Origin of the sequence: Paenarthrobacter sp. TA1.8 (assembly GCF_048595705.1) — a bacterium.
Classification (GTDB): Bacteria; Actinomycetota; Actinomycetes; order Actinomycetales; family Micrococcaceae; genus Arthrobacter; species Arthrobacter nitroguajacolicus.
In genome coordinates this window covers 1974824-1998481 of the sequence record NZ_CP184287.1, presented here as the reverse complement: position 1 = coordinate 1998481, position 23658 = coordinate 1974824, and the positions used below count along the sequence as shown (strand labels likewise).

Here is a 23658-nt window from a genome sequence, read left to right as displayed (position 1 = left end):
CCTGACCTGCAACAACATCGTGCCCGAGGTGGGACTCGAACCCACACACCTTTCGATACTGCATTTTGAGTGCAGCGCGTCTGCCAATTCCGCCACTCGGGCGCGGATTACCGGGAGGTTAAATCTCGCTGACTGCTCTCATTTCTGTGAGCAACGCGATCCTTTCCCAGCACGCGAAACTACTCTACATGCAGATAGGCTGATTCAAAGAACCGGGCGCGCTGATGCAACAAAAACCAGCCATCAAAGAGTCCACACTAAGATGGACATGAACCCGCCGAACCTTTTCAAGGAGATCCCGTGACCGAACAGACGGAGTCCACGTCCACAGCCCAGCCGGCCCGACGAGTTGTCGTAGCCGAGGATGAGACCCTCATCCGCCTGGACATTATCGAGATTTTGAAGGGCGAAGGGTACGACGTCGTAGGCGAGGCGGACAACGGCGAGAAGGCCGTGCAGCTGGCCGAGGAACTCAAGCCTGACCTTGTCCTCATGGACGTGAAGATGCCTGTCATGGACGGCATTTCGGCAGCTGAGAAGATCGTCAAGGCACGCATTGCACCTGTTGTGCTGCTGACCGCTTTCAGCCAGAAGGAACTGGTGGAGCGCGCACGCGACGCCGGCGCCATGGCTTACGTCGTCAAGCCCTTCTCCCCTGCAGACCTGATCCCGGCCATCGAGATCGCCCTCTCCCGTCACGAGGAGATCAAGGCGCTCGAGAACGAGGTTTCCGATCTCCAGGAGCAGTTCGCCACACGCAAGCTTGTAGAGCGCGCCAAGAGCCTCCTGACCACCAAGATGGGCCTGACGGAGCCGGAAGCTTTCCGCTGGATCCAGAAGACCTCCATGGACCGTCGCCTCAGCATGCGTGAGGTTGCCGAAACCATCATCAACCAGGTCAATTAACCCAAAGCAACACACGACGGCGGCCGCTCACCTCACGCGAGGTGGGCGGCCGCCGTCGTCATCACCACAAAACAAAGTGGGCCCCACCGCACGGCGGGACCCACTTCGCAAAACAAAACTGAAGAACTAGCTCTTGGCCTTGGACTTCTTTTCAGGCCACGGGCCAACGGGTTCCTTGCGTGAACCGTCGTCGGTCTTGGAGGTGTCGGCGAGGTCGCCTACCTTGTGGACCTTCAGCGAGTTCGTGGAACCGGCCTGTCCTGGAGGGGAACCGGCAGCGATGACCACCAAGTCGCCTTCGTCCACGAGATCCATTTCCAGCAGGCTCTTGTCCACCTGTGCAGTCATCTCGTCGGTGTGGCCCACGGAGGGAACCAGCACCGGCTGGATGCCCCAGGTGAGGGCCAGTTGGTTCCAGACGTGCTCAACCGGTGTGAACGCGAAGACCGGCTTGACCGGGCGCAGGCGCGAGAGGCGTCGTGCCGAGTCGCCGGACTGGGTGAAAGTACAGATGTACTTTGCGTCCAGCTGGTCGGCGATTTCGACGGCGGCACGGGTGATGGCGCCACCGCGGGTCTTGGGCTTGGTTCCCAGCGGGGGGACGCGCTCAAGGCCGTGGACTTCGGTGGATTCGATGATCCGGGCCATGACCTTGACGGTTTCGATGGGGTACTGGCCCACAGAGGTTTCGCCGGAGAGCATGACTGCATCGGCGCCGTCGAGAACTGCGTTGGCGCAGTCGGAAGCCTCGGCGCGCGTCGGACGCGGGTTGTCGATCATGGATTCCAGGACCTGGGTTGCCACGATGACCGGTTTGGCCCAACGGCGTGCCAGTTCAATGGCGCGCTTCTGGACGATCGGCACCTCTTCGAGCGGCAATTCAACACCGAGATCGCCACGGGCAACCATGATGGCATCGAAGGCGTCGATGATTTCGTGGAGCTGCTCCACGGCCTGCGGCTTTTCGATCTTGGCGATCACCGGCACACGGCGGCCTTCTTCATCCATGATCTCGTGGACGCGCTTGATGTCAGAGGCATCACGCACGAACGAGAGGGCAATGAGGTCGGCGCCGCGCTTGAGGGCCCAACGGAGGTCGTCCTCGTCCTTTTCGCTCAATGCGGGGACGTTGACGGCAACACCGGGCAGGTTGATGCCCTTGTTGTTGGAGACCTTGCCGCCAACCGTGACGGTGGTGACAACCTTGACGTCGTCAACCTCGAGGGCTCGCAGAGCCACCTTGCCGTCGTCAATGAGCAGGGCGTCGCCCACGTTGACGTCTTCGGTGAGGCTCTTCAGCGTGGTGGAGCAGATGTCCTTGGTGCCCGGGACGTCTTCGGTGGTGATGGTGAAAGTGTCGCCCACAGCCAGCTCGTGCGGGCCGTCAACAAAGCGACCCAAGCGGATCTTGGGTCCCTGGAGGTCGGCCATGATGGCCACGGGCTTGCCAAGCTGGGCGGCGGCCTTGCGGACGTTTTCGTAGGTGGTGTCATGCACGGAGTAGTCGCCGTGGCTCATGTTCATGCGAGCAACGTCAACGCCGGCCTCCAGCACCGCGAGGGTGTTCTCGAAGCTGGAGATTGCCGGGCCGAAAGTTGCCACAATTTTCGCGCGTCTCATATACCTACCCTAAGTAGTCATGCTGATTGAGTAAAAGAAGTGTTCCTGCCGGCGCTATAAGACCGCTATCGCCCGGTCGGTGGGGGCGACCGGTGCCGGGAGGATGGTGCTTCCCATCAGGAACCTGTCCACTGCAGCCGCGCACGCACGGCCTTCCGCAATGGCCCACACAATCAGTGACTGGCCACGTCCGGCATCACCGGCAACAAACACTCCCTCAGTGTTCGTCATGTAGTAGCCGTCGCGGGCAACGTTGCCCCGACCGTCGAATTCTGCACTGACCTGCTCCGTAATACCTGCCGGCTCAGCACCGGTAAAGCCCAGGCTCAAGAACACAAGGTCAGCTGGAATGATTCGTTCTGTACCGGCCTTGGGCAGGCGTTTGCCATCCACGAACTCGGTTTCAGCAACTTTAACGCCGGTGAGCTTGCCGTTTTCTCCAACGAACTCAACGGTTGATGCAAGGTAGGTACGTTCGCCGCCTTCTTCGTGGGCGCTGGCGACCTCGAAAAGGGTGGGGAACGTTGGCCACGGCTGGTGGGTGGCGCGTTCGGCGGGCGGCTGCTTGCCGATCGCGAGCGTGGTCACCGAGGCAGCCTGGTGGCGGTGGGCGGTGCCGATGCAGTCAGCACCGGTATCGCCACCACCAAGGATGACAACGTGCTTGCCGCGCGCATCGATGTGGTTCTCAGGGTTCTCCCCCGCCACCTTGCGGTTGGACGGAACAAGGTAATCCATGGCGAAGTGGACACCCTCAAGCTCACGGCCCGGGATGGGCAGGTCACGCGGGACGGTGGCGCCGGTGGCGACAACAACGGCGTCGTAACGGCGTCGCAGCTGCTCCCAGGTCACATCAGTACCCACAGCGACGCCGGTCCGGAAGCGCGTGCCTTCGGCCTTCATCTGTTCCAGGCGACGGTCAACCTGTTCCTTCTCCATTTTGAAGTCGGGGATACCGTAGCGGAGCAGGCCGCCGATCTTGTCGTCGCGCTCGTACACGGCAACAGTGTGGCCCACTCGGGTCAGCTGCTGTGCCACGGCCAAGCCGGCGGGACCGGAACCAACCACAGCCACCGTCTTGCCGGTGAGGCGTGTGGGCGGAAGGGGCTGAACCCAGTCGTTGTCGAAGGCCTGGTCGATGATCGAAACCTCAACCTGCTTGATGGTCACGGCAGGCTGGTTGATCCCCAGCACGCAGGACGCTTCGCAGGGTGCAGGGCAAAGACGGCCGGTGAACTCCGGGAAGTTGTTCGTGGCATGAAGGCGCTCAATAGCTTCTTCACCCTTGTCCCGCCACACGAGGTCGTTCCACTCGGGAATGAGGTTACCCAGCGGGCAACCCTGGTGGCAGAACGGTACGCCGCAGTCCATGCAGCGTCCCGCCTGGCTCTTCAGGACGCCCTTTTCCTGGGCTTCGTATACTTCTTTCCAGTCCATGATGCGGACGGGAACGGGACGGCGTGGCTGCGTCTCGCGCTGCCGGACTTTCAGAAATCCGCGTGGATCAGCCACCGGTTACCTCCAGGATTCGAGACCATACTTCTTCGCCATCGGGGTCAAGGCCCTCTTCGATGGCGTCGAGACGGGTTTGCAGGACTGCGGCGTAGTCGCGCGGCAGTACTTTGGTGATGCGGGCGGCGGTGTCGTCGAAGTTCTCGAGCAGACGGCCGGCCAGGACGGATTCGGTTTCCTCGACGTGCTTGGTCAGCAGGCCGTGAACGATGTCGCGGTCCTCGGCGTCGAGCTCCAGGAGCTGGAGTTCACCGGTATCGAGGGCCATCTTGTTGACGCGCTCAGGCTGCAGGTCCAGTACGTAGGCAGTACCACCGGACATGCCGGCACCGAAGTTGCGGCCGGTACGGCCGATGATCAGCGTCTGGCCACCGGTCATGTATTCGCAACCGTGATCGCCAATGCCTTCGACGACGGCGGTCGCACCGGAGTTGCGGACCAGGAACCGTTCGCCAACCTGGCCACGCAGGAACATTTCGCCGCTGGTGGCACCGTAGCCGATCACGTTGCCGGCAATGACGTTGCGTTCAGCCTGGAACACGTTGGTGCGGTCCGGACGGACGATAATGCGTCCACCGGAAAGGCCCTTGCCTACGTAGTCATTGGAGTCGCCGAACATGTGCAGCGTGATACCGGCAGGCAGGAAAGCCCCGAGGGACTGGCCAGCAGTACCGTTCAGCGTCACATCGATCGTATCGGTCGCCAGCACATCGGTGCTGAACGTCTTGGTCACCACGTGGCCGAGCATCGTACCCACGGAACGGTCCGTGTTGATGACGTCCAGGGTGATCTTGACGGGCATGCGGTCGCTGAGTGCTTCCTGCGCCATGGTGATCAGCCGCTGGTCAAAGTGCTTGTCCAGCTCGTGGTTCTGGCCGGTCATGTTGCGCAGCGGCACGTCGTCGTCGAACTCGAGCCCATGCAGGATGGGATCGAGGTCCAGCCCTTCGGCCTTCCAGTGGTTGATCGCTTCGCGGGTGTCCAGGACTTCGGCGTGGCCGATTGCCTCTTCCAAGCTGCGGAATCCGAGCTCGGCCAGGATTTCGCGGACTTCTTCTGCGAGGAACTCGAAGAAGTTGACCACGAACTCGGGCTTGCCGTTGAACCGGGAGCGAAGCTCGGGGTTCTGCGTGGCAACACCAACAGGGCAGGTGTCCAGATGGCAAACACGCATCATGATGCAGCCGGAAACAACCAGCGGTGCAGTCGCGAAGCCGTATTCCTCGCCACCCAGCAGGGCAGCAATGACAACGTCGCGTCCAGTCTTGAGCTGACCGTCAACCTGAACCACCACACGGTCGCGGAGACCGTTGAGCATGAGGGTCTGCTGGGTCTCGGCGAGGCCAAGTTCCCAGGGCACGCCCGCATGCTTCAGCGAGTTCAGCGGCGAGGCGCCGGTACCGCCGTCGTGACCTGAAACAAGCACGACGTCGGCCTTCGCCTTGGTGACGCCGGACGCCACCGTGCCGATCCCGACTTCCGAAACCAGCTTCACGTGCACGCGGGCCGAAGGGTTGGCGCGCTTGGCATCGTAGATGAGCTGCGCGAGGTCTTCGATCGAGTAGATGTCGTGGTGCGGGGGCGGCGAAATGAGACCGACGCCGGGTGTGGAGTGACGCGTCCGGGCTACCCAGGGGTAGACCTTCTGGGCCATCAGCTGGCCACCCTCGCCGGGCTTGGCACCCTGCGCCATCTTGATCTGGATGTCATCGGCGTTGGTCAAGTACAAGCTGGTGACACCGAAGCGGCCGGAAGCGATCTGTTTGATGGCAGAGCGGCGCTCCGGGTCCAGCAGGCGGTCAACGTCCTCGCCACCTTCACCGGTGTTGGACTTGGCGCCCAAACGGTTCATGGCAATTGCCAGGGTCTCGTGGGCTTCCTTCGAGATGGAGCCGTAGCTCATTGCACCCGTGGAGAAACGCTTCACGATGCTGGAGACAGGCTCCACTTCCTCGAGCGGAACAGCCGGACGGACACCGTCCTTGAACTTAAGGAGCCCGCGAAGGGTCATCAGGTTCTCGGACTGATCGTCAATGCCCTTGGTGTAGGACTTGAAGATGTCGTACCGGCGTTCGCGGGTGGCGTGCTGCAGGCGGAACACCGTCTCCGGGTTGAAGAGGTGGGGTTCGCCGTCGCGGCGCCACTGGTATTCGCCGCCTCCGAGCAACGGCTGGTGCGGGTGCTCGATGCCGCCTTCCGGGTACGCCATCTGGTGGCGTGCCGAAACTTCCGCGGCGATGACGTCCAGGCCGACGCCGCCCAGTTGGGAGTGCGTGCCGGAGAAGAATTCGTCCACGAGCTCCTGGGACAGGCCCAACGCTTCGAAGGTCTGGGCGCCCGTGTAGGAAGCCACAGTGGAGATACCCATCTTGGACATGATCTTCAGGACACCCTTGCCGAGGCCCTTGATGAGGTTGTAGACACCGTCTTCGGCAGTGACGCCTGTGACGTCGCCGTTGGAAATCAGCTGTTCAACCGATTCCATGGCCAGGTACGGGTTGACGGCAGATGCACCGTAACCAATGAGTACCGCCACGTGGTGCGTCTCGCGGACGTCGCCGGCCTCAACCACGAGCGCGGTCTTGGTTCGGTTGGCGCTGCGGAGCAGGTGGTGGTGGACTGCGCTGACCAGCAGGAGCGAAGGAATCGGAGCCCACTGCGCGTTGGAGTCACGGTCGGACAGCACAACGTACTGCACGCCACGGTTGATTGCACCGGAGACCTGCTCGCAGATCTCGGTCAGGCGTGCACGCAGTGCCGCCTCTCCACCCTCTGGGCGGTAAAGGCCACGGACCTTCATGGCGATGCGGTCGCCGTCGGGGCTTTCAATGTTCGCGATCTTGGCGAGCTGGTCGTTGTTGATCACGGGGAACGGCAGGGAGATCTGCGGCTGGCGGACCTGCTTGCCATCCAACAGGTTGCCGTTGGGACCGATGGCGCACTTCAGTGAGGTGACCAGCTCTTCGCGGATGGCATCAAGCGGCGGGTTGGTGACCTGGGCAAAGGACTGCACGAAGTAGTCGAACAACAGGCGCGGACGCTTGGAGAGCACAGCAACAGGAGTGTCTGAACCCATGGCGCCCAAGGGCTCAGCGCCGGTACGGGACATGGGCCCGAGCAGGATCTTCAGCTCTTCGGTGGTGTAGCCGAAGGTCCGCTGGCGAATGTTCACGGACGCAGCCGTGTGAACGACGTGCTCGCGCTCGGGGAGCTCGTTGATGTCGATCAGGTTGTCCTTGAGCCACTCAGCCCACGGGTTTGCTGCAGCGACCTCGGCCTTGACCTCGGTGTCGTCGATGATGCGTCCGGCCTCAGTGTCCACCAGGAACATCTTGCCGGGAGCAACGCGTCCCTTCTTGACCACGTTGGAAGGCTCCACCTCGATCACGCCAACTTCGGAGGCGAAGATGATGAGGCCGTCTTCGGTGATCCAGTACCGTCCCGGGCGCAGGCCGTTGCGGTCCAGCGTTGCGCCGACGAGGTTGCCGTCGGTGAAGGAGACAGCGGCCGGGCCATCCCACGGCTCCATGAGCAGTGAGTGGTACTCGTAAAACGCACGGCGGGCGGGATCCATGGTGGCGTGGTTCTCCCACGCTTCCGGGATCATCATCATGATGGAGTGCGTGATGGGGCGGCCGGACAGCCAGAGGAGCTCGGCTACCTCGTCGAAGGAAGCGGAGTCCGAGGCACCAGGGGTGCAGATCGGGTACAGCTCTTCGGGGACCGAGCCCAGCAGCGGGCTGGCCAGCTGGGACTGGCGGGCACGCATCCAGTTGCGGTTGCCCTTCACCGTGTTGATCTCACCGTTGTGGGCGATGGTGCGGAAAGGCTGCGCCAACGGCCATGACGGGAACGTGTTGGTGGAGAAGCGCGAGTGGACGATAGCGAGCTTCGTCTTGAAGCGCTTATCCGAAAGGTCCGGGTAGAACGGCTCCAGCTGGGCGGTGGTCAGCATGCCCTTGTACACAATGGTGCGCGAGGACAGGGACGGGAAGTACACGCCGAACTTGTTCTGGGCACGCTTGCGGATACGCCAGGCGCGGGAGTCCAGCTCGTTGTGCTCAAGCTGCTCACCGGTGGCGGAGGCAAAGAACGGCTGAGAGAAGTACGGCATACAGGCCCGTGCCATGGCGCCTACGAGGTCGGCGACCACGGGAACCTCACGCCAGCCGAGAACCGTCAGGCCCTCGTCAGCAGCAAGTGCTTCAATGCCGGCCTTCGCAGTCTCGGCTTCACGGGACTCAGCGGGAAGGAAGGCGGTGCCCACCACGTACTGGCCCGGGGCTGGCAGTTCGAATTCGGTGACGGCCCGGAAGAACTCGTCGGGAACCTGCATGAGCAGGCCTGCACCGTCGCCGGTACCTTCATCGGCGCCCACGGCGCCGCGGTGTTCGAGATTGCGGAGGGCGGTCAATGCCGCTTCCACGATGTCGTATCCCGGTTCCCCGCGGAGCGTGGCAATAATAGCCAGGCCGCAGGCGTCCTTCTCCTTGTCAGGGTTGTAAAGACCCTGAGCCTCCGGGAGCGCGGCAAAGCGCTTGAATGGAGACATGGCACCCTGAGGTTCGATATTTTCGGACCAACCGGGGTTATGAAGATGGGTCATGGGAGACGTCCTTCCTCGGAATCGTGCGTATGGAAGGGACAACGTTGGCCCCACCTTGCCTGCCCTGTGACGGGCACAACAAAGCGCTAGTAATTGGAATTGTAGGCCAGCCGATCCAGCGCAACGAACAGTTACGCAGACCTCTGGCCCCGGCTTGACCAGTGAACATCGGTATGCTGCGATCCGGTTTCCGGGGTGCCACGACGCTGTGGACTGGGCCCTACGAGCGGTGACTCTGTTGCCCCTTTACCGAACGCGACTACTTGGTGTCGTCTGCCTTCGGCGTGGATCCGGGGGCCTTCCTCGCGGCAGTAGCAGCAGATGTGGAACCGGTGCCGGACATGCTGTCCTTATCCCTGTCCCCTGCTGATTCCTGCGGCTCGTCAACGTGGCCCGGATCGCTTTGGTTATCTGGGAGATTACCACGCGAACCAGTATCTGAGACAGATGCGTCCACATCATGACTGGTGACGCTGGTCACCGCGGCAGGGTCTTCTTCCGCCTTCTTTTCCGGCTCCCGGCCCGGCAAATAAGGAGTGTCGGGCACCGGACGGCCCCGCCTGCCAAGGATGAAGAAGATCGCCAGCGCGCCAATAAAGACGAAGATGCTGGTCCACACATTGAGCCTGGTGGTGATGCCAAAAAGACTGATCTGTTCGGCATCGTCGATGCGCAGCGCTTCAATCCACACACGGCCCAGGGTGTAGTAGACCGCGTACAGCCAGAACAGGCGTCCGTGCCGGAACCTGAACTTGCGGTCCAGGAGAAGCAGGATGGCGACGCCAACGAGGTTCCACAGCATCTCGTACAGGAACGTCGGGTGGAAGAGCGTACCCGCAGCCATATCGGGTGGGAAGTTGGCATTCGCGGGATCGATTTCGAGTCCCCAGGGCAAGGTGGTGGGCGCACCGAAGAGTTCCTGGTTGAACCAGTTCCCCAAGCGGCCGATGGCCTGTGCCAGCAACAATCCAGGAGCAGCGGCGTCGAGGAAGGCAGTCAACTTGACGCCGGCCCGGCGGCAGCCGATCCAGGCACCTACCGCACCTAAGATGACGGCACCCCAAATGCCCAGGCCGCCACGTTGGATCTGAGGGATCAGGGAAAGGTCCCCCGTGCCGTCAAAACCCGGGCCGAAGTACGCATCCGGTGAGGAGAACACGTGGTAGAGGCGGCCACCGATGATGCCGAACGGGATAGCCCAGATGGCAATGTCCCACAGGCTGCCTTCGGGCGTCCCGCGGCGCTTCCAACGGGTGGAGGTCAACCACAAGCCCACGATGATGCCCGCCAGGATGCAGAGGGCGTAAGCGTGGATGCGCAACGTCCCCCACGGCAGCGGAATGTCGAAACCGGACCACGACGGGCTCGGGATACTCATGGGGACCATTGCCGCAGCGTGGAGGACGGTCTGCATTCGTTTCGCTGTTTCCTTTTCCTAGGCTTCTGCAGCTGCGCGGCCCAAGCCGGCGCTGAGGTTCTTGGTGAGTTGTCCAACGGCGTCCACGCCGCCATCGCGGAGGGCCGCCACCAAAGCGGTGCCGACGATCACGCCGTCCGCGTAGGCGGCGATTTCGCGGACGTGGTCCGGGTTGGAGACGCCCAATCCGACGCAAACGCGCTCGGCGCCGGCCGCATGGGCACGGGCCACCACATCTTCAGCACTGCTGCTGACGGAGGTGCGTGTTCCAGTAACACCCATGATGGATACGGCGTAGACGAAACCACGGCTTGCCTTGACCGTCATGTCCAGACGCTCCGGGGTGGACGAGGGCGCCACGAGGAACACCCGGTCCAAACCGTACTTGTCCGAAGCTTCGAACCATTCCTGGGCCTCGTCGGGTACCAGGTCCGGTGTGATGAGTCCTGCTCCCCCGGCTTCGGCCAGCCTTCGGGCAAACTCGTCGACGCCCATGCGCATGACAGGGTTCCAGTAGGTCATGACCAAAACTGCCGCATCAGTAGCGGCCGTAATGCCGGCAACCACGTCAAAGACATTGGCAACGCGGAAGCCGTTGGAGATCGCTTCTGTGGTAGCGGCCTGGATGACCGGTCCGTCCATTACGGGATCGGAGTACGGAATCCCGATTTCGATGAGGTCGGCACCGTTGCGTGCCAAGGCTATGCCGGCCTCAATGCTCTCCTGGACCGTGGGGTAGCCCGCGGGAAGGTAGCCCACCAGGGCAGCGCGTCCTTCTGCTTTGGCACGATCAATGGCGACGGCGGATTTGCTGGCGAATTCTTCAGTCATCAGTTCTGGTCCTCGTTGACGTCCACGGCTGCTTCGGACGTGCGCTCGGCCGGTCCTTTGGGCTTGCGTGTGGAGAGCGTAGTGCCCTTGACATGCCCTTCGTCGTCCAACATGTTGAACCAGGCAGCGGCAGTTTCCACGTCCTTGTCTCCACGTCCGGACAGGTTGACAATCACCGTCACGTCCGACGGCGTGTCCTTGCCTTCGGTGAGCCGCTTGCCGATCTTGATGGCACCGGCCAGGGCGTGGGAGGACTCAATGGCGGGGATGATGCCTTCAGTCCGGCACAGCAGGCTGAACGCATCCATGGCCTCGGTGTCAGTCACGGCCTCGTAGGTCACGCGCCCGATGTCGGCCAGGTACGAGTGCTCCGGACCAACACTGGGGTAGTCCAAGCCGGCCGAAATGGAGTGGGATTCGATGGTCTGGCCGTCTTCGTCCTGCATGAGGTACGAACGGGCACCGTGGAGTACGCCTGGACGGCCCAGGGAGATGGCTGCAGCGTGGCGGCCTGTCTCTACACCTTCGCCGCCGGCTTCAAAGCCGTAAATCTTCACGGAGGCGTCATCGAGGAACGCGTGGAACAATCCGATCGCGTTCGAGCCACCACCGATACATGCAGCGATGGCGTCGGGAAGCTTACCCGTTTGCTCCAGGATCTGGCTGCGTGCTTCTTCACCAATGACTTCGTGGAAGTAGCGGACCATGGCAGGGAACGGGTGCGCACCAGCTGCAGTGCCCAGAAGGTAGTGGGTGTGCTCCACGTTGGAGACCCAATCCCGGAGGGCATCGTTGATGGCGTCCTTGAGGGTTTGGGAACCGTTGGTCACCGGAACCACCGTGGCGCCGAGCAGCTGCATGCGGGCCACGTTCAAGGCCTGCCGACGGCAATCCTCAGCACCCATGTACACAACGCACTCGAGGCCCAGCAGGGCTGCGGCCGTGGCACTCGCAACGCCATGCTGACCGGCACCGGTCTCGGCGATAACGCGGGTCTTGCCCATGCGCTTCGCGAGGAGTGCCTGGCCCAGCACGTTGTTGATCTTGTGGGAGCCAGTGTGGTTGAGGTCCTCGCGCTTGAGGAAAATACGTGCTCCCCCGGCGTGCTCTGAGAAGCGCTTGGCTTCGGTCAGCAAGGAAGGCCTGCCGGAGTAGTTCTTGTTGAGGTCCTTCAGCTGCGCGATGAACTCGGGATCAGCTTTGGCCTTCTCAAAAGTGTCCTGGACCTCGTCAAGGGCGGCGATGAGCGACTCGGGCATCCAGCGTCCGCCATAGCTGCCAAAGTAGGGTCCCGATGCGTTCCGCAGCGAAGGGCCACCTTGCAGGAACGCGTCCGCCGCATTCTCTTCTGAGCCGGCTGTTGGCGCGTCGACCATCAGTCTCACCGTCCTGTTCCAGTTAGTTCATTGGGTAGTTCCACGTGCCACAAGGCAGCCGCAGGCTTATGCCCGGGCTGCCCTGCAACTATTCGCCGTGATTCAGTTACTGCCTCAGTTCCTGACGGCGATGGCGGCAGCTCCAGCTGCCTTGAATTCAGTGATGCGTTCGCGCGGTGTGGAGTCGCTGACCAGCGCCTCCCCCACCAGGATGGCGTTAGCGCCACCCGCGGCATAGTGCGAGACGTCCTCGGGACCCCTGACGCCGGATTCCGCCACGATGACGGACTCAGCCGGAATCAAACCGGCCAAAGATCCGAAAACGGAGCGGTCGACGTCGAGCGTCTTGAGGTTGCGGACGTTGATGCCGATGATCTTGGCCTGTGCCGCAACCGCGCGCTCGATCTCTTCCTCGGTGTGCGTTTCCACCAGCACGTTCATCCCGAGCTCGTGGCTCAGCGCACTGAAGTCGGCAAGCTCCGAGTCGGACAGTGCCGCTACGATCAGCAGGATGAGGTCGGCTCCGTGGGCACGGGCCTCCCAAATCTGGTACTCGTCAACGGTGAAGTCCTTGCGCAACAACGGAGTTTCGACGGCGGCGCGCACCGCATCAAGGTCCGCCAGCGAGCCGCCGAACCGGCGCTGTTCGGTGAGGACGCTGATGACGGAAGCCCCGCCGTCGGAATACTGCACAGCGAGCGACGCAGGATCGGCGATGGAGGCCAAGTCACCCTTGGAGGGGCTGCGGCGCTTGATTTCAGCGATGACTTTGAGGTCGTTGCGGATGGATGACGGGCCGCCAAGGGCCGCCCAGGCATCACGAGCGGGAGCAGCGTTTGCGGCGCGCGCCTTCAGCTCCGCGAGGGACACGAGGCCTCGGCGGGCCTCCATGTCCTCCTTGACTCCAACAATGATGTCATCAAGAACGGTCACGATTAGTGGCCGTTGTTCTGCAGCTTGCTGCCGCCAACTCCGTAGCCTGCCTTACGCATGACGAAGCCCACGATCAGGCCGATAACCATGACAACCAGTCCGCCGACGAAGATCGGGGTGCTGGCGATGACGAACGCGATGGAGGAAATCAGGGCACCGACCAGCATCACAAGTACGCACGTCCAGGCAGCCGGGCTGTTTCCGTGGCCGATGGCGTCAGCGTGGCTGGCCATGGTGGATTCCGCTTGGTTGTTGGACACTGTGGTTTTGCTCATGTGAAATCTCCTCAGGATGAATACTGCTTACATTCTGCCATTTATTGACGACGGCCGGGACATCGCCGGACGTCAGGACGGCCAGTGTCGGCTTTGTTGCACCGGACCTGCATAAAAGTCCGCTGTACTGCCTACGTCGGGTCTTCACCGCGCGAGAGGCTGTCCCAACTGTCGATCTCGTCCACGGGTTCGCTGCCGCTCTTCTTTACCCTCGCCGCGGCGTCGTACTTGGTTCGTGAGGTCCAGTGGCGTCCGGCCAGCGGTAAGACAATTGCGCAGACCGCCAGGAGGCAACCGGCAACGATGGCAACCACAGGGAACGCAGTTACTGCTGCGTCGGCTTGCCCGCCCGAGACTCCCGTGGCCGCAGCAATGGAACCTTGTGCGGCTCCCAGCGGATCGAGTATCACGGTGACAGCCGCGAGGACGATCCCCGCGGCAGACAACGTGATAAGGACAGCGATGATCCAGCGGGCGATCTTTCCGGCAATGGATGCGGCCAAACCGCCGGCCAGAGCGACGACGGCCAGCGCCGTGACTGCTGTGGCGGCCTTGCTGCCCTGGACATGGAGGTCGCTGTTCGAAGCACCGGCGGGGTCCAGGCGCACCTCGATCCAGGTCTGCGTCGTGGCTCCGAAAACAGCCAACGCAAGGATGGTGGTGGCAAGGACAATCGTGGATTTCCGCGCCCAACGCGGCGACTGCCTGACGGAAGGAGCTGATGCAGCCGTGCTCATGTGGCGGGAGTCCCGTCGTCGGAAGCGTCCGCGTTCCGCACGGTGTCCGCGGCGATGTTCTGCAGCGACCCTGCTGTGTGGACTGCCCTTAGCGGCGCTGCGGCCTTGTTCACCGTCTCCAACGCCTCGGAAGGCTTGTGCGAATCAGCCACGATTCCACCGCCGGCCTGCACGTAAGCGCGGCCTTCACGGAGAAGTGCGGACCGAATCGCAATGGCCATATCCATGTCGCCGGCAAAGTCCAGGTAGCCAACCACTCCACCGTAGATTCCGCGCCGGTGGGGCTCGAGTTCGTCCAGGAGCCTCAGCGCCCGGGGCTTGGGCGCTCCGGACAACGTACCGGCCGGGAAGGTCGCTTTGAGGACGTCGTAGGCCTTGGCATGGGGGGCGAGCTCGCCAACCACAGTGGACACGAGGTGCATGATGTGGCTGAACCGCTCCACTTCCATGAACTGCGTGACGTCAACCGTTCCGGCTACACACACCTTTGAGAGGTCGTTGCGCGAAAGATCAACCAGCATCAGGTGCTCGGCGCGCTCTTTCTGATCGGCCAGCAGTTCAGTAGCCAGGGCCTTATCGGCTTCAACAGTCTTACCGCGGGGGCGTGAACCGGCGATCGGGTGGGTGATGACTTCCTCACCGGTCACCGTCACCAGGGCTTCGGGTGATGAACCAACGATCGAGTACTCGCGGCCGTCCGCATCCTGCAGGCTGAAGAGGTACATGTACGGGCTTGGGTTGGTATTGCGCAGGACGCGGTAGACATCCAAGGGGTCGGCGGCGCACTCCATTTCGAAGCGCCGGGAGATCACTACCTGGAAAACCTCCCCGTCAACTATGGCTTCCTTGCCGCGATCAATAGCCTCCAAGTACTTGGCTTCATCCCAGCGTTCCTGCACGCTGGAGGCGAAATCCAAGGCTGCAGTTTCCAGCACGGAAACCGGCTGGGCAACGGGAGTGCTGATCTGGTCCAGCAACCCCTTCACCCGGGCTACGGCGTCGTGCCAGGCGTCATCCACACGCTCGGAACTGTCATCAAAGTTGATGGCATTGGCGATCAGGAGGACGGTACCGTCCACATTGTCGTGCACCGCCATGTCGGTGACCAGGTTCAGTGCCATCTCCGGCAACTGAAGGTCATCCTCGGGCGGGGAAGTCAGGCGCTCCCAGTGCCGCACGGCTTCCCAACCAAGGAAACCGACCAGGCCGGAGGTGAACGGCGGCAGGCCGTCGAAGCGGTCCGTCTGCAGCGCAGCAATGGTGTCTCGAACAGCTTCCACCGGGTTACCTGAAACCGGCACGCCGACGGGCGGCTCACCGATCCAGTGCGCTTCCCCGTCCTTGGTGGTCAGCGTTGCCCGGGATTTGGAACCAATGAAGGAATAGCGGGACCAGGCGCCGCCAACCGCTGCGGACTCCAGGAGGAAGGTACCCGGCTGCCCCTTGGCCAGCTTCCGGTACAGGCCAATGGGGGTCTCGGCGTCGGCCAAAACCTTGAGTCGGACAGGGATGACACGGCTGTGGACGGCGAGTTCGCGGAACTCTTCCAGGCCCGGGCTGATGATTCCAAGGTCCTGCATGGCTATGTTCTCCGCCTTATTGTCTGAGGTGGTGCGTCAGTGGAAAGTGGTGGGTGCCTTATTCGCGGTGGCCCGTAACGACGGTGAAGTCGCGACCATCGAAGCAGGTCCGGGTTCCGGTGTGGCAGGCTGCGCCGATCTGGTCCACGCGGATCAGGAGGGCATCGCCGTCGCAATCAAGGGCGACAGACTTCACGAACTGTACGTGTCCGGAGGTGTCGCCCTTGCGCCAGTACTCCTGGCGTGAGCGGGAGTAGAACGTGACCCTGCCGGACGTCATGGTGCGGTTGAGTGCCTCGTCATCCATCCAGCCGAGCATGAGGACCTCGTTGGTATCGTGCTGCTGAACGATCGCTGCGACAAGGCCGGAAGAATCCCGTTTGAGGGCGCTGGCGATCTCCTGCGGCAAGGGGCTCGCGGGGTCGCTGGAAAGCTCCGCGGCAGGAGTTGGGCTGGGGGCGGACTGCTCTGACATCAGATCAAGTCTAGTGCCTTCGGAGGGAGCAGGATTCTGCGGCGGTTCCAGTGCGCAAGAGTGCTCCGATCGTGCTAGTTTCACAAGTGATGCATTTCGTCGATCCTTCCCGAGAAGTACTGGCCGAAACCCTGCTGGCGGCCGGGCCTGACTCCCCCACGCTCTGCGAAGGGTGGTTGACCCGGGATCTTGCCGCGCACTTGTACCTGCGCGAACGGAAGATCGCCGTGGGCCTGGGGCTCCTGATCCCCAGCCTGGGCAAGGCCTCCGAAAAAGCCACCTCCAAACTCGCTGCCAAATTGAAGAGTTCGGACGCCTACGCGGACCTCATCAAGACGTTCCGTGCAGGTCCCCCGGCCCTTTCCCCCTTGAAGATCAAGGCGCTGGATGAGACGTCAAACCTCATTGAGTACTTTGTGCACACCGAGGACATTCGTCGCGCCGGCGACCGCTGGGCGCCCCGGGCCTTGGACGAAGCCTATTCGGACGCCCTTTGGGACGAACTGATCAAGCGTGCCGCGTTCCTGTACCGCGGCGTGGACCTCGGCATCGTGCTTGTGCGCCCCACCGGCCCCCGCCACGTAGCCAAGCGTGCCCCCGTCTCCGTTGCCATCGTTGGCGAACCTGGCGAACTGCTCATGCACGCCCACGGCCGCACCAGCCAGGCCCTGGTCACCTTTGAGGGCCAGCCGGACGCCGTCGCTCTTTTGCAGTCCGCGGACATTGGCCTCTAACCACTAATCGGGCTTAACAGCAAGGGAGGGTCACCTGCACGGTGCCCCTCCCTTGCTGTTAAGCCTGAAAGCTAGCGGACTTCGAACCCGGCGTCTCGAATCGCAGTCTTGACCTGGGCAATCATGTCGTCCGGGCCGAAGTGGAACACGGATGCCGCCAGTACTGCGTCGGCGCCTGCCTCCACAGCAGGCGGGAAGTGCGCAGGCACTCCTGCCCCACCCGAAGCGATGATCGGAATGTTCACCGCGGCACGAACCAGGCGAATCAATTCGAGATCGAATCCGTCCTTGGTGCCGTCCGCGTCGATCGAGTTGAGCAGGATTTCTCCCACACCCCGATCGGCTGCTTCCTTGGCCCAGGCAATGGCGTCGATTCCGGTCCCGGTGCGGCCACCGTGGGTGGTCACTTCGAAACCGGACGACGTCGGCTGGTCGCCTTCGCGCGTACGGCGCGCATCCACGGAGAGCACCAGCACCTGCGAGCCGAAGTGGCGGGTGATTTCGTCAATGACATCGGGCCGGGCAACGGCAGCGGTATTGATGGACGCCTTGTCCGCACCAAAGCGCAGGAGCTTGTCCACCTCGGCAACACCACGGACGCCTCCACCCACGGTCAGGGGAATGAAGACTTCCTCCGCTGTACGGCGGACGACGTCGAACGTGGTTTCGCGGTTTCCGGACGATGCTGTGACATCAAGGAACGTGAGTTCATCGGCCCCGCCATTGTCGTATCGGTGGGCAAGCTCCACCGGGTCTCCGGCGTCGCGGAGTCCTTCAAAGTTGACGCCCTTGACGACGCGGCCGGCGTCGACATCCAGGCAGGGTATGACGCGTACGGCTACAGCCATGTGCTGCTCCTCAGTTCTTTGTGCTCAGCTGTTGTTACGCGGCTCAAATACGGCAGGCGTGGATGCTGCTGACCAGGATGGCGCGCGCGCCAAGGTCGTACAGCTCGTCCATGATGCGGTTGGTTTCCTTCTTGGGAACCATGGACCGCACGGCAACCCACTCGGAATCGCGAAGCGGCGAGACCGTGGGTGACTCCAAACCAGGGGTCAGGGCTGCTGCGTCTTCCACAAGGTCCTTGCGGATGTCGTAATCCATCAGCACGTACTGGCGTGCCACAAGAACGCCCTGCAGGCGACGAATGAGGATCTCGATTTCCTTGGCCGTTCCGTTGGCGGCGCCACCGGAGCCGGAGCGGCGGATCAGCACGGCCTCGGACTTCAGGATGGGATCGCCAAAGATTTCCATACCGGCAGCCTTGAGGGTGTTGCCTGTTTCAACGACGTCGGCAATGGCATCCGCCACGCCGAGGCGCACGGAAGACTCCACGGCTCCGTCCAGGCGGACTACCTTGGCGTTGACGCCTCGCTCGGCGAGGTAGTCGCGCAGAAGTCCGTCATAGCTGGTGGCCAGGCGCTTGCCTTCAAGCTGCTCGACGCCGGTGAAGTCACCTACGGGACCAGCAAACCGGAACGTGGACGGGGCGAAGCCCAGGGGAAGCAGCTCTTCGGCTTCCACCTTGGCGTCAAGCAAGAGGTCGCGGCCAGTGATGCCGACGTCCAGGGTTCCCTGGCCTACGTAGACAGCGATGTCGCGGGGACGCAGGAAGAAGAACTCAATGTCGTTGTCGGGATCAACCATGACCAGTTCGCGGGTGTCGCGGCGCTGGCGGTAACCGGCCTCGGACAACATTGCCGAGGCGGCTTCGGACAGGGATCCCTTGTTGGGGACTGCTACACGGAGCATTGGGAGACTTTCTTTTTGGGATGGAGGTTTTCAGGCACGTTGGCCACGCAGGGGGCTCCGCAAAAGGCAGGCGGAGTGGCGTGGCTAGAGATGCTTGTAAACGTCCTCCAGGCTGAGGCCCTTGGCGAGCATGAGGACCTGCAGGTGGTAGAGCAACTGGGAAATTTCCTCAGCAGCGGCTTCGTCCGATTCGTACTCCGCGGCCATCCAGACTTCGGCGGCCTCTTCGACCACCTTTTTGCCGATGCCGTGGATTCCGGAGTCCAGTTCGGCAACCGTGCGCGAGCCTGCCGGGCGGGTCGCTGCTTTCTCACTCAGTTCTGCGAACAGCGTCTCGAAATTCTTCACGCCCTCCAGACTACTTGCTCGGGGGCGACCACCGCTTGTTGGGGCGTTGCATGACGAAGGGGATGTGAGTGAAGACACACCCACATCCCCTTCGAGCCAATGCTTCTAGCTGAACTGCTTGAGTGTCACAGCCGTGGCCAAGGCAGCGGTCACTGCTTCGTGGCCCTTGTCCTCCTTGGAACCGGGAAGGCCTGCACGGTCGATGCCCTGCTGCTCGGTGTCACAGGTGAGGACGCCGAACCCGACCGGTACGCCGGTGCGGACACTGACGTCGGTGAGGCCCGACGTCGCGGCCTGGCAGACGTAGTCGAAGTGCGGCGTTCCGCCGCGGATAACCACGCCAAGTGCTACGACGGCGTCAAAGTGCGGCGCGAGCCTGGCCGCAGCAACAGGAAGCTCAAAGCTGCCCGGAACCCGCAGCAGCGTGGGTTCGGCAATGCCGGCTTCCTTGGCTGCGCGCAGGGCGCCGTCAACCAATCCGTCCATGATCTGCGTGTGCCAGCTTGCCGCCACAATGGCGAGCTTCAGCTGCGAGGTTTCCTCGGGGTTGAGGGTGGTGAGGTCAATAGTGGGTGCGCCGTGGCCGCTCATGTTTGCTGTGAATCCGATCAGTCTTGGTTGTTGTCAAAGGGGTTGGGTGCCGGTGTCTTGCCATTGCTGACCGGCTCGACATCGAGCGTCAGCCGGTGGTCCATCCGGTCCTTCTTGGTCTGCAGGTAACGCAGGTTCTGTTCACGGGAAGGCACTTCGGTGGGCACCATCTCCACAACAGTTACCCCGGCCTTGTCCAAGCGGTGCTGCTTATCCGGGTTGTTACTCAGCAAACGGACTTCGTGGAGGCCCATCTCGGCCAGGATCTGACCTGCCGCAGCGTAGGAGCGCGCGTCAACCGGCAAACCCAGCTGCTCATTGGCTTCAACAGTGTCGAAGCCGGCTTCCTGCAGCGCGTATGCCTTGATCTTGTTGGCCAGCCCGATGCCACGGCCCTCCTGGCCGCGCAGGTAGAGCAGGGTTCCGCCCTCTGCGTGGATGAGTTCCAGTGCGAAAGCCAGCTGTTCTCCGCAGTCGCAGCGGTAGGAACCGAACACATCACCGGTAAGGCACTCGGAATGCAGCCGTACCAAGGGTGCGCGGCCTCCCGCGGGCGGGTTCGGGGAACTCACGGCAAGGTGCTCGTGCCCGGTTTCAAGGTCCGTCCACGCCTGTGCCACGAAGTCACCAAAAGCCGTAGGCAACTGCACAATCGGCCCACCGGACACAGGGTGCGGCGCGGGGCCGGTGTGGTCGCTGTTGCGTGTGGTCGATGCGGTCATCGCTTCTCCTCGTCCTCCTGTGAAACATGTGCCGACTGGGACTCTACCGCCTCAACATACGACACCAGGTCCTCGATCGAGATGAGGGGGCATCCATGTTCAGCGGCAAAATCTCGCAAGCTGTCCAGCCGCATCATTTCACCGTCGTCATGTACCAACTCTGCGATCACACCCACCGGAGCCAGCCCGGCAAGACGACACAGGTCCACGGCAGCTTCCGTGTGACCTGGACGTTCACGCACTCCCCCGTTAACTGCCCGCAACGGGAAAATATGCCCGGGGCGGGTGATCGATGCCGGAGTACTGCTTGGATCTGCCAGAATCCGGGCCGTCAAGGCGCGGTCAGTGGCTGAAATTCCGGTGCTGACTCCGATCGCGGCGTCGCAGGAAACGGTGTAGGCGGTTCCTTTGGCGTCCTCGTTGATCTCCACCATCGGCGGCAGGATCAGGGCGTCCGCACGTTCTCCGTCCAACGGAACACAGATGACGCCGGATGAATACCGGATGGTCCAGCCCATGAGGGCCGGAGTGGCATGTTCCGCTGCGAAGATAATGTCGCCTTCATTCTCGCGATCTTCGTTGTCCACCACGATCACGGCCTGCCCAGCGGCCATCGCCGCGATAGCGGATTCAACAGGATCGAGACCGGTACGATGCGTGCCGGCGGGAGTTGTCTTGGCGGGCGCGCTCATCGTGCGCCTCCCTGGACAGGCGCGAAGGACAGCAGTCGTTCGGTGTACTTGGCCAGAACATCAACTTCAAGGTTCACGCGGCCGCCCACCGCTTTGGCCCCCAAGCCTGTTTCTTCCAGCGTGGTGGGGATCAGTCCCACTTCAAACCACGGTGCCGTTTCGGCCGCAGGACTGACGGCGGTCACGGTGAGCGAAACACCGTCGACGGCGATCGAACCCTTTTCGGCGATGTACCGTGCCAGCGGGGCCGGCACTCCAAACCGCAGCCGGTCCCAGTTTCCCAGCGGCTCGCGCTCCAGCAATTCACCCACACCGTCCACATGGCCCTGGACAACGTGGCCATCCAGCCGCCCGCCGGCCGGAACGCAGCGTTCCAGGTTCACGGCATCTCCCTGCGCGAGCTCGCCGATGGTCGTCCGGACCAGGGTCTCCCCCATGACATCCACGCTGAAGTCCTGTCCGTCGATCCGGGTGGCTGTCAGGCAAACTCCGTTGACGGCGATGGAACCGCCCAAGGGCAATCCCTCCGCGGTGGTGGGCGCTTTCAGCCTCAACGTTGCGCTGGTATCGCCGTCGTGCTCAATGCCCAGCACAGTGCCTTGCTCAGCAACGATTCCCGTAAACATCAGTGTCCTCCCGTGACATATTCCGCAGCTTCACTGTGTGAAGCCAAATTCTTCTGCGGAACCGAATTCTTGATAGTGCTGGCGGCCCCTCGTGGGGACCGCAGATGGAGCCGAAGGTCATTGCCGAGGATGCGCACAGCGCCACCGCCGGCTTCATCCCAAGACCAGTGCTGGGCGTCCTCCAGCGTGGTGATACCGAGGTCGTTCAGAGCAGGAGTTCCGGATCCCAGCAGCGTCGGGGCCAGGTAGACGATCAGTTCGTCCACCAGGTCTGCGGCGAGGAACGTGCTCAGAATCGAAGAGCCGCCTTCCACCATGAGATGACGGACCCCCTGCTCGAACAGCATGCCCAACGCTTCCGCCGGATCCCGCGTGGGCAGGTGGACGAAACGCCCATCAGTTCCGCGGACCGCAGCGTCTTGGGGGACGTCCCGCAAGCCCATGACGGCTCGTATTGGCTGATGAGGTGAAAGTTCGCCGTCCGGGGTTCGGGCCGTGAGCCGCGGGTCGTCGACCAGCACGGTCCCGGTGCCCACCAGGATCGCGTCAATGAGTCCGCGCAGTCCATGGTTGTCGGCAAGCGACTCCGGACAGGAGATCCACTGGCTGGTGCCATCCACCGCTGCGATGCGGCTGTCCAGGGTCTGGGCGATATGCAAGGTGACGAACGGACGCTTGGCCGCGACGGCGTCGAACCAGTCACGGTTCAGGTCCAGCGCCTTTCCGCCTTCCAGTCCCGAGCTGACCTCAACACCGGCGGCCGTGAGCGTACGCGCACCGCCCGCGGCGGGGTCATGGGGATCGTCGACGGCGTAAATCACCTTAGCGATTCCCGCGGCAATGATCGCTTGGGCGCAGGGTCCGGTGCGACCCACATGGTTGCAGGGCTCCAGAGTGACCACCATGGTGGTTCCGACGGTGTCCATACCCTTCTTGCGGGCTTCGGAAATCGCGTCCGCTTCAGCATGGGCCGTTCCGGCTCCCCGGTGATAACCAGTTGCCAGATGCTCGCCCTCAGGACTGAGGATTACCGCCCCGACCAGCGGGTTGGCTCCACGGGGACCCGCCAGCGCCGCGGTCAATGCGGCCTCCATGGCCGCTTTTTCGGCGGCGGTATAAGGCGTGTTGGCGAAGCTCACAGGATCGCTCCCGCAGAAACGGCAGCTGCCGGGATGGCAGCGCGGACGGCGCGTTCACGCTTTTCTGCCCGCCACCATACGAAGAACCCCGTGAGGGTGAAGAAGCCGTAGAACAGGTACATCACCGCGCTGGCGTAGTAACCAGCGCTGAACAGGAGCGGCACGCCCACAATGTCTACGGCCACCCAGATCAGCCAAAACTCGGTCCATCCGCGGGCCATACCGTATGTTGCCAGCAAGGAGCCCATGAAGGTCCAAGCATCGGCCCAAACGGGCGGGTAGGAGCCAAGGGCGTCGAACAAGGGCGTCAATGCTGCCGTGCCGGCCACCATCGCACCAATCAGCGCGATGCGGACCTTATTGCTGGCCCAACCGGGGACGATGGCGCGCCCTTGGGTGCTTGATTGCCGGCCCTGCTGCCACCGGTACCAGCCATAGATGGCGACGGCGATGAACATGATTTGGCGTGCGGCTTGTCCCCACAAGGTGGCTGGCGCTGCTGCGCCGAAGACGTTGCCCAGGAAGACCGTGAGCAGGAGGATGTTACCGACGATGCCGATTGGCCAAGCCCAGACTTTGCGGCGCATACCGCCGAGGGCGCTGAGGAGCCCAAAGATGTTTCCAAGCACTTCGCGTAAGACAAGAGCAGATCCTCCAACGGGGATCTGTGCTTCGAAGAGCCATCGCAGAAAGTCCATGCCGTTCCTTCCCAGTAAGCCGCGATGACTCCGGGGGTGTACGACAGCGCAATGCCGGGCGTTCGCAAAAGGAACGCCCAAGGCATGA

The 23658-nt window shown here is 62.6% G+C and carries 22 protein-coding genes and 1 tRNA gene; 2 read left to right on the top strand and 21 right to left on the bottom strand.

Annotation, left to right across the window (positions count from 1 at the left end; all coding sequences use genetic code 11):
• Positions 1 to 20 precede the first annotated feature (20 nt).
• Positions 21 to 102, bottom strand: a tRNA-Leu gene (locus ACNAOT_RS09335).
• A gap of 198 nt (positions 103 to 300) precedes the next feature.
• Here ACNAOT_RS09335 and ACNAOT_RS09330 point away from each other — a divergent pair.
• Positions 301 to 906 (top strand): ANTAR domain-containing response regulator, encoded by a 606-nt coding sequence (locus ACNAOT_RS09330; protein WP_011774540.1) that lies wholly within the window; start codon positions 301 to 303, stop codon positions 904 to 906.
• 126 nt (positions 907 to 1032) lie between these two features.
• On the opposite strand, the gene pyk is transcribed toward ACNAOT_RS09330, so the two are convergent.
• The 11 genes from pyk to hisI all read right to left on the bottom strand — a co-directional run bounded on the left by pyk (position 1033) and on the right by hisI (position 16268).
• Positions 1033 to 2526, bottom strand: coding sequence for a pyruvate kinase (pyk, locus tag ACNAOT_RS09325; protein WP_420180815.1), 1494 nt, complete (start codon positions 2524 to 2526; stop codon positions 1033 to 1035).
• 54 nt (positions 2527 to 2580) lie between these two features.
• The gene (locus tag ACNAOT_RS09320) at positions 2581 to 4038 is read right to left on the bottom strand and encodes a glutamate synthase subunit beta (protein ID WP_091466800.1); all 1458 of its coding nucleotides are present in this window, start codon (positions 4036 to 4038) and stop codon (positions 2581 to 2583) included.
• Positions 4031 to 8644: a glutamate synthase large subunit gene (gltB, locus tag ACNAOT_RS09315; RefSeq protein ID WP_420180814.1), complete on the bottom strand. Its 4614-nt coding sequence runs from the start codon at positions 8642 to 8644 to the stop codon at positions 4031 to 4033. The genes ACNAOT_RS09320 and gltB overlap by 8 nt, the downstream gene beginning before the upstream one ends.
• A 259-nt stretch (positions 8645 to 8903) precedes the next feature.
• A complete protein-coding gene (gene lgt / locus ACNAOT_RS09310; protein WP_420180813.1) occupies positions 8904 to 10058 on the bottom strand; it encodes a prolipoprotein diacylglyceryl transferase in 1155 nt (384 codons plus the stop codon).
• Between the two features lie 21 nt (positions 10059 to 10079).
• Positions 10080 to 10892 carry a tryptophan synthase subunit alpha gene (trpA, locus tag ACNAOT_RS09305; protein ID WP_091466796.1) on the bottom strand — a complete coding sequence of 271 codons (813 nt, stop codon included), beginning with the start codon at positions 10890 to 10892 and terminating at the stop codon, positions 10080 to 10082.
• Positions 10892 to 12268 carry a tryptophan synthase subunit beta gene (trpB, locus tag ACNAOT_RS09300; RefSeq protein WP_420180812.1) on the bottom strand — a complete coding sequence of 459 codons (1377 nt, stop codon included), beginning with the start codon at positions 12266 to 12268 and terminating at the stop codon, positions 10892 to 10894. The genes trpA and trpB overlap by 1 nt, the downstream gene beginning before the upstream one ends.
• Before the next feature lie 114 nt (positions 12269 to 12382).
• Complete coding sequence (trpC, locus tag ACNAOT_RS09295) at positions 12383 to 13201, bottom strand: indole-3-glycerol phosphate synthase TrpC (RefSeq protein WP_420180811.1); 819 nt, start codon at positions 13199 to 13201, stop codon at positions 12383 to 12385.
• 2 nt (positions 13202 to 13203) lie between these two features.
• The gene (locus ACNAOT_RS09290; RefSeq protein ID WP_011774532.1) at positions 13204 to 13476 is read right to left on the bottom strand and encodes an HGxxPAAW family protein; all 273 of its coding nucleotides are present in this window, start codon (positions 13474 to 13476) and stop codon (positions 13204 to 13206) included.
• 131 nt (positions 13477 to 13607) lie between these two features.
• On the bottom strand, positions 13608 to 14213 hold the full coding sequence (locus ACNAOT_RS09285; protein WP_420180810.1) for a Trp biosynthesis-associated membrane protein: 606 nt from the start codon (positions 14211 to 14213) through the stop codon (positions 13608 to 13610).
• The gene (locus ACNAOT_RS09280; protein ID WP_420180809.1) at positions 14210 to 15793 is read right to left on the bottom strand and encodes an anthranilate synthase component I; all 1584 of its coding nucleotides are present in this window, start codon (positions 15791 to 15793) and stop codon (positions 14210 to 14212) included. The genes ACNAOT_RS09285 and ACNAOT_RS09280 overlap by 4 nt, the downstream gene beginning before the upstream one ends.
• A 58-nt stretch (positions 15794 to 15851) precedes the next feature.
• The gene (hisI, locus tag ACNAOT_RS09275; protein ID WP_017197407.1) at positions 15852 to 16268 is read right to left on the bottom strand and encodes a phosphoribosyl-AMP cyclohydrolase; all 417 of its coding nucleotides are present in this window, start codon (positions 16266 to 16268) and stop codon (positions 15852 to 15854) included.
• Positions 16269 to 16357: 89 nt separating this feature from the next.
• Here hisI and ACNAOT_RS09270 point away from each other — a divergent pair, with 89 nt between their 5' ends.
• Positions 16358 to 17002: a TIGR03085 family metal-binding protein gene (locus ACNAOT_RS09270; RefSeq protein ID WP_402937575.1), complete on the top strand. Its 645-nt coding sequence runs from the start codon at positions 16358 to 16360 to the stop codon at positions 17000 to 17002.
• A gap of 71 nt (positions 17003 to 17073) precedes the next feature.
• Here ACNAOT_RS09270 and hisF read toward each other — a convergent pair whose 3' ends face one another.
• From hisF to pnuC, 9 genes are all read right to left on the bottom strand, one after another.
• A complete protein-coding gene (hisF, locus tag ACNAOT_RS09265) occupies positions 17074 to 17850 on the bottom strand; it encodes an imidazole glycerol phosphate synthase subunit HisF (RefSeq protein ID WP_091466787.1) in 777 nt (258 codons plus the stop codon).
• A gap of 43 nt (positions 17851 to 17893) precedes the next feature.
• Positions 17894 to 18754 carry an ATP phosphoribosyltransferase gene (gene hisG, locus ACNAOT_RS09260; RefSeq protein WP_017197405.1) on the bottom strand — a complete coding sequence of 287 codons (861 nt, stop codon included), beginning with the start codon at positions 18752 to 18754 and terminating at the stop codon, positions 17894 to 17896.
• Between the two features lie 84 nt (positions 18755 to 18838).
• Positions 18839 to 19102 (bottom strand): phosphoribosyl-ATP diphosphatase, encoded by a 264-nt coding sequence (locus ACNAOT_RS09255; RefSeq protein ID WP_018778638.1) that lies wholly within the window; start codon positions 19100 to 19102, stop codon positions 18839 to 18841.
• A gap of 105 nt (positions 19103 to 19207) precedes the next feature.
• Positions 19208 to 19693 carry a 6,7-dimethyl-8-ribityllumazine synthase gene (gene ribH, locus ACNAOT_RS09250; RefSeq protein WP_014921429.1) on the bottom strand — a complete coding sequence of 162 codons (486 nt, stop codon included), beginning with the start codon at positions 19691 to 19693 and terminating at the stop codon, positions 19208 to 19210.
• A gap of 17 nt (positions 19694 to 19710) precedes the next feature.
• A complete protein-coding gene (gene ribA, locus ACNAOT_RS09245; protein ID WP_178995464.1) occupies positions 19711 to 20415 on the bottom strand; it encodes a GTP cyclohydrolase II in 705 nt (234 codons plus the stop codon).
• Complete coding sequence (gene ribB, locus ACNAOT_RS09240) at positions 20412 to 21107, bottom strand: 3,4-dihydroxy-2-butanone-4-phosphate synthase (RefSeq protein WP_420180808.1); 696 nt, start codon at positions 21105 to 21107, stop codon at positions 20412 to 20414. Before ribB ends, ribA begins: the two co-directional genes overlap by 4 nt.
• Complete coding sequence (locus ACNAOT_RS09235; RefSeq protein WP_420180807.1) at positions 21104 to 21733, bottom strand: riboflavin synthase; 630 nt, start codon at positions 21731 to 21733, stop codon at positions 21104 to 21106. Before ACNAOT_RS09235 ends, ribB begins: the two co-directional genes overlap by 4 nt.
• Positions 21733 to 22872 carry a bifunctional diaminohydroxyphosphoribosylaminopyrimidine deaminase/5-amino-6-(5-phosphoribosylamino)uracil reductase RibD gene (gene ribD / locus ACNAOT_RS09230; RefSeq protein WP_420180806.1) on the bottom strand — a complete coding sequence of 380 codons (1140 nt, stop codon included), beginning with the start codon at positions 22870 to 22872 and terminating at the stop codon, positions 21733 to 21735. Before ribD ends, ACNAOT_RS09235 begins: the two co-directional genes overlap by 1 nt.
• Positions 22869 to 23570 carry a nicotinamide riboside transporter PnuC gene (pnuC, locus tag ACNAOT_RS09225; protein WP_420180805.1) on the bottom strand — a complete coding sequence of 234 codons (702 nt, stop codon included), beginning with the start codon at positions 23568 to 23570 and terminating at the stop codon, positions 22869 to 22871. The genes ribD and pnuC overlap by 4 nt, the downstream gene beginning before the upstream one ends.
• Between the last annotated feature and the right edge of the window lie 88 nt (positions 23571 to 23658).